This is a genomic window from Oceaniradius stylonematis, assembly GCF_003149475.2.
Taxonomy (GTDB): Bacteria; Pseudomonadota; Alphaproteobacteria; order Rhizobiales; family Rhizobiaceae; genus Roseitalea; species Roseitalea stylonematis.
Window position 1 is genome coordinate 530,731 of the sequence record NZ_QFWV02000004.1, and the last position, 14,195, is coordinate 544,925.

At 65.3% G+C, this 14,195-nt stretch carries 13 protein-coding genes; 10 read left to right on the plus strand and 3 right to left on the minus strand.

Features of this window, described 5'->3' with window-relative positions:
- Nucleotides 1–84 precede the first annotated feature (84 nt).
- From DEM25_RS18285 to DEM25_RS06280, 7 genes are all read left to right on the plus strand, one after another.
- Complete coding sequence (locus tag DEM25_RS18285) at nucleotides 85–207, plus strand: hypothetical protein (RefSeq protein ID WP_281004526.1); 123 nt, start codon at nucleotides 85–87, stop codon at nucleotides 205–207.
- Nucleotides 197–1,444: an NAD(P)/FAD-dependent oxidoreductase gene (locus DEM25_RS06255; protein WP_109768885.1), complete on the plus strand. Its 1,248-nt coding sequence runs from the start codon at nucleotides 197–199 to the stop codon at nucleotides 1,442–1,444. Before DEM25_RS18285 ends, DEM25_RS06255 begins: the two co-directional genes overlap by 11 nt.
- A complete protein-coding gene (locus DEM25_RS06260) occupies nucleotides 1,444–2,898 on the plus strand; it encodes an FGGY family carbohydrate kinase (RefSeq protein ID WP_109768884.1) in 1,455 nt (484 codons plus the stop codon). The genes DEM25_RS06255 and DEM25_RS06260 overlap by 1 nt, the downstream gene beginning before the upstream one ends.
- Before the next feature lie 114 nt (nucleotides 2,899–3,012).
- Nucleotides 3,013–3,765: an N-formylglutamate amidohydrolase gene (locus DEM25_RS06265; RefSeq protein ID WP_245412776.1), complete on the plus strand. Its 753-nt coding sequence runs from the start codon at nucleotides 3,013–3,015 to the stop codon at nucleotides 3,763–3,765.
- Nucleotides 3,762–5,138, plus strand: coding sequence for a glutamine synthetase family protein (locus DEM25_RS06270; protein WP_109768882.1), 1,377 nt, complete (start codon nucleotides 3,762–3,764; stop codon nucleotides 5,136–5,138). The genes DEM25_RS06265 and DEM25_RS06270 overlap by 4 nt, the downstream gene beginning before the upstream one ends.
- Before the next feature lie 2 nt (nucleotides 5,139–5,140).
- Nucleotides 5,141–6,517, plus strand: a complete 1,377-nt coding sequence (locus DEM25_RS06275) for an aldehyde dehydrogenase family protein (protein WP_109768881.1) — start codon at nucleotides 5,141–5,143, stop codon at nucleotides 6,515–6,517.
- A gap of 4 nt (nucleotides 6,518–6,521) precedes the next feature.
- The gene (locus DEM25_RS06280; protein ID WP_109768880.1) at nucleotides 6,522–7,673 is read left to right on the plus strand and encodes an iron-containing alcohol dehydrogenase; all 1,152 of its coding nucleotides are present in this window, start codon (nucleotides 6,522–6,524) and stop codon (nucleotides 7,671–7,673) included.
- Between the two features lie 113 nt (nucleotides 7,674–7,786).
- Here DEM25_RS06280 and DEM25_RS06285 read toward each other — a convergent pair whose 3' ends face one another.
- Together DEM25_RS06285 and DEM25_RS06290 are read right to left on the minus strand one after the other, a co-directional pair.
- Nucleotides 7,787–8,743: a tripartite tricarboxylate transporter substrate binding protein gene (locus DEM25_RS06285; RefSeq protein ID WP_109768879.1), complete on the minus strand. Its 957-nt coding sequence runs from the start codon at nucleotides 8,741–8,743 to the stop codon at nucleotides 7,787–7,789.
- A 58-nt stretch (nucleotides 8,744–8,801) separates the two neighbouring features.
- Entirely contained in the window at nucleotides 8,802–10,163 is a 1,362-nt protein-coding gene (locus DEM25_RS06290) for an FAD-dependent oxidoreductase (protein ID WP_109768878.1), read from the minus strand.
- A 392-nt stretch (nucleotides 10,164–10,555) separates the two neighbouring features.
- Here DEM25_RS06290 and DEM25_RS06295 point away from each other — a divergent pair, with 392 nt between their 5' ends.
- From DEM25_RS06295 to DEM25_RS06305, 3 genes are read left to right on the plus strand one after another with little or no spacing between them, the layout of a single operon-like run.
- Nucleotides 10,556–11,278 (plus strand): SDR family NAD(P)-dependent oxidoreductase, encoded by a 723-nt coding sequence (locus DEM25_RS06295; RefSeq protein WP_158585181.1) that lies wholly within the window; start codon nucleotides 10,556–10,558, stop codon nucleotides 11,276–11,278.
- Complete coding sequence (locus DEM25_RS06300) at nucleotides 11,265–11,705, plus strand: tripartite tricarboxylate transporter TctB family protein (RefSeq protein ID WP_158585182.1); 441 nt, start codon at nucleotides 11,265–11,267, stop codon at nucleotides 11,703–11,705. The genes DEM25_RS06295 and DEM25_RS06300 overlap by 14 nt, the downstream gene beginning before the upstream one ends.
- Before the next feature lie 4 nt (nucleotides 11,706–11,709).
- Nucleotides 11,710–13,233 (plus strand): tripartite tricarboxylate transporter permease, encoded by a 1,524-nt coding sequence (locus DEM25_RS06305; protein ID WP_109768875.1) that lies wholly within the window; start codon nucleotides 11,710–11,712, stop codon nucleotides 13,231–13,233.
- A gap of 21 nt (nucleotides 13,234–13,254) precedes the next feature.
- Here DEM25_RS06305 and DEM25_RS06310 read toward each other — a convergent pair whose 3' ends face one another.
- Nucleotides 13,255–14,193, minus strand: a complete 939-nt coding sequence (locus tag DEM25_RS06310; protein WP_109768874.1) for an isocitrate lyase/PEP mutase family protein — start codon at nucleotides 14,191–14,193, stop codon at nucleotides 13,255–13,257.
- Between the last annotated feature and the right edge of the window lie 2 nt (nucleotides 14,194–14,195).

The following is a 14,195-nucleotide window of genomic DNA, read 5'->3' on the forward strand; positions in this document are numbered from 1 at the left end:
GATGGCCCGCTGGGCGCGTGCAGCCTCGCTGGACTGAAGCGCCGGACGCGCGTGACGATGGGGCGTTGCCAGGGCTTTTATTGCATGGCGCAATTGGCGGCGATCACCGCCGGGCGGTTCACGCAGCCGATGGCCGGCGACGACGACCTTCCCATCGCTTCATCGTCCAATACGCTTGAGCCAGCGGAAGCGGCCGATGTCACGTGAGCGTTTCGACGAGGCCGATGTCGTGATTGTCGGCGCAGGGCCTGCTGGGCTCTCAGCCGCCGTGCGCTTGCGCCAAAGGGGCGTCGATCGTGTTGTGGTGCTCGACCGAGAGCCGCAGGCCGGTGGCATCCCGCGTCATTGCGGACACTACCCGTATGGCGTTCGCGAGTTCGGCCGGCTGATGAAGGGCCCCGCCTACGCAGCGCGCAATGTTGCCGCAGCACGGTCGGCCGGTGTCGAGATCATAACTGGCGCGACCGTTACCGTCCTGGGCGAGGGCCCGGAACTGGCGATATCGACGGCCGACGGCGTTTTTTCCATCAGACCCGCCCGCGTGCTGCTCTGCACCGGTGTCCGGGAAACGTCGCGGGCGCAGCGCCTGATAGGCGGCAGCAAGCCGGCAGGGGTCATCTCCACCGGCGCATTGCAGGGATTGGTCTATCTGCAGTCTCTGAAACCGTTTCGGCAACCGGTGGTTCTGGGAACCGAGCTCGTGTCGTTTTCCGCATTGATGACATGCCGGCACCTGGGCATTCGACCCGTTGCCATGATCGAGCCGAACGCGACGATCACCGCCCGTGCGCCGGCGGCGTTCTTCCCGCGTCTTCTTCGCATTCCCCTGATGCTGGGAACGCGGATAGAACAGATTTGCGGACGCGACCGGGTCGAAGCGGTTGTCGTACGCCGACCGGATGGAGAGATGCGGACCATCGAAACCGATGGCGTCATAGTCTCAGGCCAGTTCCGGCCCGAATCGGCCTTGTTGAGGGGCAGCCATCTCCGCATCGACCGGCGGACCGGTGGCCCTGAGGTCGACCAGTACGGGCGATGTTCCGATCCGGACTATTTCGCGGCGGGCAACATGCTGCATCCGGTCGAGACGGCCGGCTGGTGCTGGCGCGAGGGCCGAGCCGTCGCCGATGCGATCGCCGACAGCCTGCAAGGCAACATCCTCATGCCCGCGTCCGCCTTGCGCCTTGCCGATGCGGCCGGGCCGCTGAAATATGTTGTCCCGCAACGGATCGTGCCGGGTACGAAAACCGCACCGCTTGACCGGCTGCAGGTCCGGCTTGCCAGGCCGGCGCGCGGACGGCTGGTGTTGAAGGCGGCAGACGGGAAGACGACGGTGCTTGCGCGTGTCGACAGTCGCCCCGAGCGCCGGATTACCGTGCCGCTCGGAAAGCTGGCGGAAGTCGGGCCAGGCGACGCACGGATCGTAATCGAGGAAGACGGCTGATGCGGATATTGGCTGTTGATCAGGGCACCACGAGCACCCGCGGCATCCTCTTCGACCAGGATGGCCGGTCTCAAACCGTCTTCAGCCGTGAGCACCGCCAGTCCTATCCGCAGCCCGGCTGGGTCGAACATGACCCCGGCGAACTGCTGGACAATGTGCGGGCCTGTTTTGAGGCCGCCGCGGCTGCCGGCGGCGTCACCGCGGCCGGCATCGCCAATCAGGGCGAGAGCTGTCTTGCCTGGGATGCCGACGATGGCACTCCGGTCGGTCCGGTCATCGTATGGCAGGACAGCCGCACCGCCGGCGACATCGCACGGCTGAAGGCCGATGGCGCCGAAGCGATGACGCTTGCGCGCGCCGGCCTGCCGCTCGATCCGTACTTCTCGGCCTCCAAGCTTGGCTGGATCGTGCGCAACAACGCGCATGCCCAGGAATTGGCCGCGTCAGGCCGGCTGCGCCTCGGAACGACCGATGCGTTTTTCCGCGACCGGCTGACCGGCCGCTTCGAGACCGATGTCGCAACCGCATCGCGCACATCGCTGCTCAATCTCGACACGTGCCAATGGGATGACGAACTGTGCGCGCTGTTTGGCGTGCCGATCGATCTGCTGCCAAAGATCACTCCGACATCGGGGGCTCTGGGAACCGTCGTTTCGGGGAGCGTCGGCACGTCGCTGACCGCCAGCATCGTCGACCAACAGGCCGCGCTCTACGGCCATCGGTGCCGGCAGCCCGGCGACGTCAAGATCACGTTCGGCACCGGCGCCTTCGCGCTGACGGTCGCGTCCGCCGAGCGGCCGCCGTCACAGGGCGGTCTCCTGCCGACCATCGCATGGCAGAAGGCCGGCGCCCCGCCCGTTTACGCATTGGATGGCGGCGTCTACACCGTGTCCGCGGCGATCAACTGGGCGCGCTCGGTCGGTCTGTTCGAGGATTTCGACGAGATAGCCGCCTTCTCCGGTCCGACCGCCGCCGAACGGGGACTGTACTTCGTTCCAGCATTGGCCGGTCTCGCCTGCCCGCATTGGGATCGCGATGCGCGCGGAAGCTGGCTGGGCCTGTCGCTCGACACGACGCGGCAGGACATGGTGCGGGCCGTGCTCGAAGGCATCGCTTTTCGCATGGCCGAAGTGATCGATGCGATGAACGCGCTCCAGCCGATCTCGGCGCCCATCACCATCGATGGCGGCATGAGCGCCAACGCCCATTTCGCCCAGTTCCTGACGGACACGCTGGCAAGAGGAGTGCGGGTGTCGGACGAGCCGGAACTGTCCGCGCTGGGTGTGGCGATGCAGGCCGCCGAAGCGGCGGGGACCGCAATCGATCGACCACCGCAAGGCAGAACGCTCACCCCTGCTCCGCAGTCGGCGATGCTCCGTGAGGGTTTTGCATCGGCACGGCAGGCGGTGCAGACGTTCGGCGCAGCCCTGACCGCGCAAACCGCCGCGTCATGACAGTGAGCGGATCGTCATGACGCGATTGGCAAACCCGATTGCCTGCGATAAGCGGGCCGAATGAGGGGATATTCCGTGACGGTCAGCCAGCCCGACGTACATGACGATGAGCCCGTGGACTCGCCAGTCCGCGTTCACAATGAAGACGGCGCATCGCCCATCGTGCTGGTTTGCGAACACGCGTCAAATCACATCCCCCCGATTTACGACGGACTTGGCATCGATGCCGCGACGGCTATGAGCCATGCGGCCTACGACCCCGGCGCGTTTCCGGTCGCCAAACATCTGAGTGCGCTTTTTGACGCACCGCTGGTCGCCGGAACGGTTTCGCGCCTGATCTATGACTGCAACCGTCCGCCGGAGGCGCCTTCCGCCATGCCCGAGCGATCCGAGCGGTTTGTCATCGCCGGCAATCAAGGCTTGTCCGAAAGCGAAAGAGCGGCGCGCGTCGAGGCCGTCTACCGGCCGTTCGAACGGACGCTGGACAGGCTTCTCGATGCGCGCCCAGACGGGTTTCTGGTCACGGTGCACAGTTTCACGCCGGTCTTCAACGGCGTCAGCCGCGAGGTCGAACTGGGCATTCTGCACGATGCAGATTCTCGTCTGGCCGATGCCATGCTCGCCTCTGCGGACACCATTTCCCTGCGCACGGGCCGCAATGTGCCATACGGTCCCGAAGACGGCGTCACCCACACGCTGGTCCGGCACGCGCTGCCGCGCCGCTGGCCCAATGTCATGCTCGAAATCCGCAATGACCTGATCGCCGACGGCTCCGCACAGCGGCGGATCGCGGACCAGATCCACGCGCTGGCAGTTATTGCGATGAGCCAACTCCAGTCCGACACAGAACAAAGGGGGCGCCCATGACGTCGCAAAGCAAACGCGCGCTGAGTTTCGAGGCGCTCACCGCCATGACCGACGCCGGCGAGATCGACACGGTTCTGGTCTGTCTTGTCGACATGCAGGGCCGCCTGATGGGCAAGCGGTTTCATGCCCGGCACTTCGTCGACACGGCCCACGAGGAAACCCACTGCTGCGACTACCTGCTGGCGACCGATCTCGAAATGGCAACGCCCGACGGCTATGCGGCGACAAGTTGGGAGAAGGGGTACGGCGACTACACGATGAAGCCCGACCTTTCGACGCTGCGGCTGGTGCCCTGGCTGGAAGGTACGGCGATGGTGCTGTGCGACGTGCTCGACCATCACAACCATGCGCCGGTGCCGCATGACCCGCGTGCCGTGCTCAAGCGCCAGATCGATCGGCTCGAGGCCCTCGGCTACGAGGCCATGGCAGCGACCGAACTCGAATTCTTTCTGTTCGAAAACAGCTATGAGGAACTGCGCCATGCCGGTTACCGGCCGCTGGTGCCGATCTCCGGCTACAATGAAGACTACCACATCTTCCAGACCACCAAGGAAGAGGCGATCCTGCGGCCGGTGCGCAATCATCTTTATGCGGCAGGCATTCCGGTCGAGAATACCAAGGGCGAAGCCGAAGCCGGGCAGGAAGAACTCAACATCCGCTATTCGACGGCCATGCTGTGCGCCGACTATCACACCATCGCCAAGCATGCGGTCAAGGAGATTGCCTGGCAGAACGGGGTTGCGGCGACCTTCATGCCCAAATGGGACCATCGCCGGGTCGGCAGCGCGGCCCATATCCACCAGTCGCTGTGGAAGGACGGCGAGCCGGCATTTCGCGATCCGGCCGCCGATCTGGGCATGTCCGACGTGATGCGCAGTTACGTGGCCGGGCTGATCCGGTATGCGCCCGACTACACCTTCTTCCTGGCGCCTTATGTCAACAGCTACAAGCGCTTTGCCAAGGGCACCTTCGCGCCGACCAAGATCGCCTGGTCGGTTGACAACCGCACAGCCGGTTTCCGGCTCTGCGGAGAAGGCACCAAGGCGGTGCGGATCGAATGCCGGATCGGCGGCTCCGACCTCAACCCCTATCTCGCCCAGGCGGCGATGATGGCGGCTGGCATGGCCGGCATAGATGAGGGGTTGACACTGCAAGCCCCGGCGGCCGGCGATCTGTACGGCGACGACAGTGCCCCGGACATACCGCGGACCCTTCTAGCCGCAGCCGAGGCGCTGCGCGGCTCGGCCATGCTCCGGAACGCGATGGGTGACGATGTCGTCGACCACTATGTGCGCTGCGCCCAATGGGAGCTGGAGGAGTTCGAACGGGCCGTCACCGATTGGGAAGTGGCGCGCGGTTTTGAAAGGGCCTGACAATGTCCCACATGCTCGAATGCATCTCGCCGATCGACGGATCGGTCTATGCGGCCCGCCCGGCCCTGACGCAGGAGCAAGCCGGCCATGCGTGCGCCCGCGCGCGGAGCGCGCAACCGGCCTGGGCTGCCGTGCCGCTCGACGCGCGCATCGCATTGGTGCGCAAGGCCGTGGCGCTCATCGGCGAGCAGACCGACCGCATGACCACCGAACTGGCGCACCAGATGGGCCGCCCCGTCCGCTATGGCGGCGAGTATGGCGGCTTTTCCGAGCGCGCCCGTTACATGGCCGACATAGCGGCCGAAGCACTGGCGCCGCTGGTCGTCGAGGACAGCGCCGCGTTCGTCCGCACCATCAAGCGCGAACCTGTCGGGGTCGTGCTGGTCGTTGCGCCATGGAACTATCCCTACATGACGGCGATCAACACGATCGCGCCGGCGCTGATCGCCGGCAACACGGTTGTGCTCAAACATGCCACCCAGACGCTTCTGGTCGGCGAGCATCTGGCCGAGGCTTTCCATGCGGCCGGCGTTCCCGAAGACGTGTTCCAGAACGTCTTTCTCGACCATGAAACGACATCGGTATTGATCGCCGATCGCGCCTTCGATCTGGTCAACTTCACCGGCTCGGTCGGCGGCGGCAGGGCCATGGAGCGCGCCGCGGCGGGCACGTTCACCGCCGTCAACACGGAGTTGGGCGGCAAGGATCCCGGCTATGTGCGAGCCGACGCCGACATCGATGCGGCGGTCGCAGGCCTGATCGACGGGGCCATGTTCAACTCGGGCCAGTGCTGCTGCGGCATCGAACGCATCTATGTGCACGAAAGCATCTACGACGCCTTCGTCGAAAAGGCGGTCGAGCTTGTCCGGGGCTACAGGCTGGGCAACCCGCTGGACCCCGAAACGACGATCGGGCCGATGGCGCACATTCGCTTCGCCGACGCGGTGCGTACGCAGATTGACGCGGCGATCAAGGCCGGCGCGACCGCCCATATCGAGACGGCGTCCGAAGACGATGGCGGCGCCTATCTGACGCCGCAGGTGCTGACCGGCGTGAACCATCAGATGGCGGTGATGCGCGAGGAGAGCTTCGGGCCTGTCGTCGGCATCATGCCGGTCCGCGACGATGAGGAAGCGATCGCGCTGATGAATGACAGCCATTACGGCCTGACCGCCTCGCTGTGGACGGCCGACGCCGATGCCGCCGAGGCGATCGGCGCACGCATCCATACGGGCACGGTGTTCATGAACCGCTGCGACTATCTCGATCCGGCGCTGTGCTGGACCGGATGCAAGGATACTGGCCGCGGCGCCGGCCTTTCCGCGCTCGGCTATCACGCGGTCACACGGCCCAAGTCCTACCATCTGAAGAAGGCGTGAAGCGATGACGCAGACACCCGTCGCCAACTGGTCCTATCCGACCGCGATCCGGTTCGGAGCCGGGCGCATTGCCGAGATCGGTGAGGCCTGCGCCCAGGCGGGCATCGCAAAGCCGCTTTTGGTCACCGATCGTGGGCTCGCCGCCCTGCCGGTCACGGCGAACACGCTTGATATGATGGAATCGGCCGGCCTGGGCCGGGCGGTCTTCGCCGAAGTCGATCCCAATCCGACCGAGATCAACATGGATGCCGGCATCGCGGCCTACAAGGCGGGCGGCCATGACGGCGTGATCGCTTTCGGCGGCGGTTCCGGGCTCGATCTGGGCAAGATGATCGCCTTCATGGCCGGTCAGAGCCGGCCCGTCTGGGACTTCGAGGACATCGGCGATTGGTGGACACGGGCCGACGCCGACGCCATCGCGCCCATCGTCGCGGTGCCGACCACGGCCGGCACCGGCTCGGAGGTCGGCCGGGCCAGCGTCATCACCAACTCGCAGACCCATGTCAAAAAGATCATCTTCCATCCCAAGGTGCTGCCGTCGGTGGTGATCTGCGATCCCGAACTGACCGTCGGCATGCCGCCGGCGATCACGGCGGGCACGGGCATGGATGCTTTCATCCATTGTCTGGAAGCCTATTGCTCGCCGCATTATCACCCGATGAGCCAGGGCATTGCGCTGGAAGGCATGCGGCTTGCGAACGACTACCTGCCGCGCGCCTATGCCGACGGCGGCGATCTCGAAGCGCGGGCACACATGATGAGCGCGGCCGCCTTGGGCGCGGTCGCCTTTCAGAAGGGCCTCGGCGCCATGCACGCGCTCAGCCATCCGGTCGGCGCGATCTACAACACCCATCACGGCACGACCAACGCCGTCGTCATGCCCGCCGTTCTCAGGCTCAACCGTCCGGCGATCGAAGGGCGGATCGCCCGTGCGGCCGCCTATCTGGGCATCGATGGCGGCTTTGACGGTTTCTTTGATCACGTCATGGCGATGCGCGAGAGCCTGGGCGTGCCCGACAGGCTGGGCGTGATGGGTGTCGGGACCGACCGGATCGACGAACTGGTGGCGATGGCGCTCGAGGACCCCAGCGCCGGGGGAAACCCTGTCCCGATGACGGCGGACAACACGCACGCGCTCTATCGCGCGACGATCTGACCGGCCCCCGATCTCGTGCGAATTCTGCCCGACGCGCCACCCGGTCTTGCCATCGCAAAAGGGCGGCCCCTCGCAGGGCCGCCCTTTCATGGCGTTCGGTTTGTGCCGGCGGCCTATTCGGAGAAGTCGATCGTCGGCAGCAGCGCAGCAAAGAACGCGTCTTCGGCTTCCAGCACGCCCAGGAATTCCTCGGGACCCGCGAAATCGACCTCGACCAGCGCATTGGCCGCAAACTCCGTGAAGGTGCTTCCGGTCGCCGATGCCTCAATGGCCGATGCCAGTGTGGCGAGCACGTCATCGGGCGTTCCAGCCGGCGCCCAGAGGCCGATGTTCGGCGGCAGGGCGAGATCGATCCCGGCATCGCGCAGCGTCGGCAGGTCGGGCGCAAGGCTGGTGCGTTCTTCGGAGAGCTGGGCCAGGGGAACGAGCTGTCCCGCCTCTCCGCGCGGAATGATCGCCGATGCAAATCCGAGCACCACATCGACCTCGCCCGCGACGGTGGCGGTGATGGCCGGGGTCACGCCGCCGAACGGGATATGAAACATCTCGATGCCGGCGGCCTTGGCGATGGCCTCGGCGGCGATGTGCGTGGCGCCGCCGGTTCCGGCGCTGCCATAGCTGACCTCGCCGGGGTTTTCCCTGGCATAGGCCAGCATCTCCTCGATCGTGGAAAACGGTGCACCGTTCCGTGCGGCGATCACATTCGGACCGACGGCCACGCGCGCGATCGGGGTGAGGTCAGCAAAACCGTAGTTCAACTCGCGCTGGTGCGGGGCGACCGTCTGCACGGAGCTGACGGCCATCAGGATCGTGTAACCGTCGGCGTCGGCGTTGACGACCTCGGTCGCACCAACCGTGCCGCCGGCGCCCGGCTTGGTCTCGACGACCACAGGCTGGCCGAGAGCCTCGGACATGTCCTCGGCAAGGGTGCGCGCCATCGTGTCGGTCGAGCCGGGCGAATAGGGCACTATGATCGTCACGGTGCGTTCGGGAAAGCCTTCGGCGCTTGCCAGCGTGGCGCTGAGGCCCAGCGCCAGACCGGCCAGAAGTGAGGGAATGCGAAATCTCATGGTTTCCTCCGTTTTGGATTGCGTGGTTCGTCTTGAGCGCCGTTCGGTCCGAACGGCCTCAATGGTATCGCTCCCGGGCGGCGGCACGGCCGGCGATCAAGCCCAGACCCAGCGCCGACAGAAGCCCGTTGCCCGACATGTAGCCGCTGCCGCCGGAGCGGCCGCTGATGCCCATCGCAGCGCCGCCGCCGGCGTAAAGTCCCGGAATTGGGCGGTCGTCCGTGTCGAGGACGCGGGCGCTCGTGTCGATCTTCAAGCCGCCCTGGGTGTGAAACAGCGCCGGTTCGATCTGCGTCGCGCAAAGCGGGTCCCCAAGCGGGCCATGCCCCCAGTCCGTACGCCCGAACCGGTCGCATCGATTGCCTCGCGCGGCCCGTCTGGAATCGTCAACTGTCGCTGCCAAGGCGTCTTCCGGCAGGTCGAGCCGGGCGGCCAATTGACGGATGTCGGATGCCGTTTCGGCGGCGCCAAATGCACAGGCTTCGGCAAATTGCGGCTGTCCGGCCGCGACATCGTCGCGGATCGGTGCGTCGTAGATGATGTGAAAGGGCCCAGCGGCAGCAAGCTCGAGGTCCGCAAAGCCGGAATAGCCGAGCGTCTCGTCGCCGAACCGCCGCCCGTGGCGGTCGACGACAAAACCGCCGCGTTCGATCAGCGTCCACGTCATCAGCGCGCCGTTCTTCACGCTCAGCGCGGCATGACCCTGGTATGCGGCCATGTTTCCTGTCGCGGCGCCGATGTCGCGGCCCCAAGCGATGGCGTCTCCCGTGCTGTCGGGCGATCCGGCATAAGTCGCTTCGGCGACGGAAGGGCAGTAATCGGCCAGAAGCCCGGAGGCAGCGCCGAAGCCGTTGCACGCCAGGATCACCGCACCGGCTTCGATCCGGTCGTCACCCGCCAGAGCACCGGCGATCCGGCCCTGGACCTCGATCAATCCGGTCGCGGGGTGACCGAGCGCCAGCGGGATGTCGCGTTCGCGGACCGCGGCGGCGAGGTCATCCAGCAGGTCGACGCCTTTTCGCGATGGCGGGGCGTGAAGGCGGCAGGTTGTGTGTCCGACATGCTTGTAGGTTGTGATCAGGTCGAGCGTGACGCCGCAATCGACGAGAAAATCGATCAGCGCGCCGGAGGTCTCGGCAAGGATGTCGACCAGTGGGTCCGCATCATGCGATCCGGCAGCCGCGCGCAGATCGCCGGCGAACAGGGCGACACTGTCCTCGACACCGGCACACGCCTGAAACCGCGTCGGCGCCGCCGGGATGGAGCCGCTCGACAGTGCGGTGTTGCCGCCCAACGAACCGGCTTTTTCGAGGATCGCGACATCGACACCTGCTTCTTGGGCGGCCAGCGCTGCGGTCAGGCCGCAGCCGCCCGCGCCGATCACCAGCACATCGACCGAAGCGGAGTGTCCATCAGACATGTTCGAAAACACCCACGATCACCAGCACCTGCCTGTCAGTGTTGCCGGATCCCGCCTGGACTGGACGGACGGCGATCCGCGAAGTGTTGACACTATAGGTCCCTTCGAGGGCGCTCTGTCAACAGTTATTGCGGATTTCTCGAAACGAGCCCCCATCGCCTGGCCGTGATCGAAAAACCGTCGCACAAACATCGATCCTCGTATATCTATGTTTTAAATGAATAAATCGATTCTCCAACACGGAACTCGTTCCGAATCGGAGCTTGTCAGCACTCCAAAAGTGTTGACAGTTTGGAAAATGATGCGAAACAAATGCGGGATTGGTCGACAACCCGGCGCGCGATTGGACACTCATGCAGCTCCCTTCTGCCACCACTTTGCCGCGAAAGGTCGTGGTCACCGGCTCCGCGTCGGGGATCGGACTGGCGGTGACGGCATCGCTCCTTGAGGCGGAAGCCGGGGTCGTCGGCATCGACATTGCCGGTTCACCCGACCTGACCAGCGGCTACGAGCACATTCGCGGCGATCTTTCGACCTTTGACGGCATCGCCGCCGTCATGGCGGAACTTCGCGGCAGGCGTTGCGATGCCCTTGTCCATTGCGCCGGCATCATGAGGACCGATGCCAATGCCGACATTGCGCAATCGATGGGCGAAGCATTGTGGGCGCTCCACGTTGTTGCGCCGCAACGGCTTTGCGAACTGCTCTTGCCAACCATGCCCGACCGGGTCGGGCGCGTTGTCGTTCTGTCGAGCCGCGCGTCCGCCGGGCGGGCCGGGCGGGCTCTTTACGCAGCATCGAAGGGCGGCAGCGAGGCGCTCGTCCGCTCGATGGCGCTGACGGTGATGGCGCGTGGGATCACGGTGAACGCGATCGCTCCCGGTCCGGTCAGAACGGCGCAGACGACCGATCCCAACCGCGCCGACGCGGCGGTTGCATTGCCGCCGATGGGCCGCTTGATTGTGCCCCAGGAAATCGCTGCGACGGTTCTGTTTCTGCTGTCGGATGCGGCGGGCGCCATCACCGGGCAGACATTGGTGCAGTGCGGCGGCCTGTCATTGGCGCCGCCATCGACGGCGACGCCACAAAGGGGGGCGGATCATGAAACGCTTTGATCGCAACGAAGTGATCGCCGCGCTGTCGATGATGGCGTTCGGCATCCTCTGGCTGGTCATCGGCCAAGGCTATGCGATGGGCAACAGTGTGCGGATTGGCGCCGGCGTCTTCCCGGTCGCGTTGAGCGTCATCCTGATCGCGCTGTGCGGCGTCCTTGTCCTGCAGGCCCGCGGCGCGGAGCATCGTCCGTTCGGGCTTCATGTCCGGCCGATGGCGTTTGTCCTGGGCGGCATCCTGTTTTGGGCATTGACGGTCGATGTCATCGGCTTTCTGCCGGCGACGATCGTCCTCGTTGCGTGCTGTGCCCTGGCCGAACGCGCCAGCACATGGCGGTCGACGCTTGCTTTGACGGTTGGCCTTTGCGCCTTCGGCTATGTGGTCTTCATCGAGGGCCTCAACATTCCGCTTTCGGTCATCGGGGAGTGATGCCATGGACCTGATCGCCGGCCTTTCGCTCGGTTTCGAGACGGCGCTGTCGCCCGCCGCGCTGATGTTCTGCTTTTTCGGCGTCAGTATCGGCATGTTCATCGGTGTTCTGCCGGGCATCGGCCCGCTGGCGGCCGTCGCCATGATCCTGCCGGTCACCTACCATCTGGAGGTTTCGAGCGCGCTGATCATGCTGGCGGGCATCTTCTATGGCGCCCAGTATGGCGGCTCCACGGCGTCCATTCTGCTCAACCTGCCGGGAACGTCGACGACGGCCGTCACGGCGATCGACGGTTATCCGATGGCCCAGCAGGGCCGGGCCGGCGTCGCGCTGTTCATCACGACCATCACCTCCTTTTTTGGCGGCTGCCTTGCGATCATTCTTTTGATGAGTTTCGCGCCGGCGCTGGGCGCCATGGCACTGAAATTCTCATCGGCGGAGTATTTCTCGATCATGCTTCTGGGCCTGATCGCGGCGGCAACCATGTCGCTCGGCAGTCCCATCAAGGGTGTTGTTTCGGTCGTTGCCGGCCTCATGCTCGCCATGGTGGGGATGGATTCGACGTCGGGCCAGTTGCGCTATACGTTCGGCATTCTCGAACTGCAGGACGGGCTCAATCTGGTGGCCATGGCCATGGGCCTGTTCGGCGTTGCCGAGATCCTGCGCAATGCGGGCACGCCCGAGCGGGACACGTCCAAGCTCCAGAAGGTCCGGTTCAGGGACCTGATGCCGACCCGTGCCGACCTGCGCCAATGCTGGAAACCGTCTTTGCGCGGCGCCGGGATCGGCTCTTTCATCGGCGTCCTGCCCGGTGCCGGGCCGACGCTGGCGGCGTTCCTGGCCTATGCCGCTGAAAAGCGCGTCGCCAAGGACCCCAGCCGGTTCGGCCGTGGTGCGATCGAAGGCATCTCGGCGCCCGAGGCGGCCAACAATGCCTCGACGCAGGCCGCCTTTATTCCCACCTTGGCGCTCGGCATCCCCGGCGATGCGGCGATGGCGGTCCTGCTTGGCGCCATGATGATCCACGGCATCCAGCCGCGCCCGGAATTCTTCACCATGCATGCCGACCTGTTCTGGGGTCTGGTTGTCAGCTTCTGGATCGGCAATCTGATGCTGCTGGTGCTCAACATCCCGCTGATCGGCATCTGGGTCCGGATTCTCACCGTGCCCAAACGGCTCCTGTTTCCCGCCGTCATCTTCTTCATCTGCGTCGGTGTCTACAGCGTCAACAACAACCCGTTCGACGTGCTGATGGTGATCGTGTTCGGTCTGGTGGGTTACGTCATGAACGCGTTCCAGTATCCGACCGCACCGCTGCTGATGGGGTTCATCCTCGGGCCGCTCATCGAGCAGCATTTCCGGCGTGCCTTGCTGTTCTCGCGGGGCGACATGACGACCTTCATCGACAGGCCGATCAGCGCCGCATTTCTGGCGGCGAGCGTGCTGCTGCTTATGACGATGGCATTGCCGGTGATCAAGAAGCTGGTGACGCGGGCAGCCGAACGCCGAGGCGCCGGGGCCGACTGAGTCGGCGGGTTTGCCGCGGGATCAGGACGCGGCGCGATCCTCGGGCAGGGCAATGGCGTCAAGATCGGCATAGCGCTGTTCCATTGCCTTGATCTCGGGCTGCCCCATCAGTGCCCAGATGTCGTCGATCCCGTAAAGCAGGTCCGGATGATCGGCGACCTCACCGCTCTCCATGGCGCCTTTCAGGATGGACAGGGCGTTCTCCATGGCCATCAATGCTGCCGCCGGCAGCATGCGCGGCAGGGTCACGCGCTTGACGCCCAGCGCCTCGAGCCGTTTTACCGGGATCAGCGGCGTCGTCGGACGGTTGCGGATACCAAAGCCCATATTGACCGAGACCGGAACCGGGGACGCATCCACGAGCCGCTTGATCTGTTCCTCGCCGCCGATCGCGTCGGCGAAGATCAGGTCGGCGCCTGCGGCCGCATAGAGCCGGGCGCGGCGAATGGCGCCTTCGATCCCCTCGACCGCAATCGCATCGGTTCGTGCCAGGACGATGAAGTCGTCATCCTTGCGCGCGTCGCAGGCCGCTTCGATCTTGCGCGCCATCTCGCGCATGTCGATGACATCCTTGCCTGTCATGTGACCGCAGCGCTTCGGGCTGACCTGGTCCTCGATGTTGACGCCTGCCAGGCCCGCTTCCTCGAACCGCTCGATGGTATGATAGACGGCAATGGCGTTGCCGTAGCCCGTATCGGCATCGGCCATCACGGGGATGGAAACGCTGCGCGCCATCATGCGGCAGGCTTCGAGATTGTCGGTCAGCCCCATGATGCCGACATCCGGCACGCCCATGCGGGAATTGGCAAGCCCGGCCCCGGTCGTGCAGGCGGTCCTGAAGCCCATCTTCTCGACCATCCGGACGCTGTAGCCGTCATAGACGCCGGGCGAAACAACAATGCCGTCCTCAGCCAGAAGTTCGCGCATGCGGCGGGCCGGTTTCGTTGCCGGTTCGGTCATGA

Coding starts and splice junctions, on each gene's coding strand:
- DEM25_RS06290 (WP_109768878.1), bottom strand. CDS start 10,163: ATGTCTGATGGACACTCCGCTTCGGTCGATGTGCTGGTGATCGGCGCG.
- DEM25_RS06285 (WP_109768879.1), bottom strand. CDS start 8,743: ATGAGATTTCGCATTCCCTCACTTCTGGCCGGTCTGGCGCTGGGCCTC.
- DEM25_RS06260 (WP_109768884.1), top strand. CDS start 1,444: ATGCGGATATTGGCTGTTGATCAGGGCACCACGAGCACCCGCGGCATC.
- DEM25_RS06300 (WP_158585182.1), top strand. CDS start 11,265: ATGAAACGCTTTGATCGCAACGAAGTGATCGCCGCGCTGTCGATGATG.
- DEM25_RS06270 (WP_109768882.1), top strand. CDS start 3,762: ATGACGTCGCAAAGCAAACGCGCGCTGAGTTTCGAGGCGCTCACCGCC.
- DEM25_RS06275 (WP_109768881.1), top strand. CDS start 5,141: ATGTCCCACATGCTCGAATGCATCTCGCCGATCGACGGATCGGTCTAT.
- DEM25_RS06255 (WP_109768885.1), top strand. CDS start 197: ATGTCACGTGAGCGTTTCGACGAGGCCGATGTCGTGATTGTCGGCGCA.
- DEM25_RS06280 (WP_109768880.1), top strand. CDS start 6,522: ATGACGCAGACACCCGTCGCCAACTGGTCCTATCCGACCGCGATCCGG.
- DEM25_RS18285 (WP_281004526.1), top strand. CDS start 85: ATGGCGCAATTGGCGGCGATCACCGCCGGGCGGTTCACGCAGCCGATG.
- DEM25_RS06305 (WP_109768875.1), top strand. CDS start 11,710: ATGGACCTGATCGCCGGCCTTTCGCTCGGTTTCGAGACGGCGCTGTCG.
- DEM25_RS06310 (WP_109768874.1), bottom strand. CDS start 14,193: ATGACCGAACCGGCAACGAAACCGGCCCGCCGCATGCGCGAACTTCTG.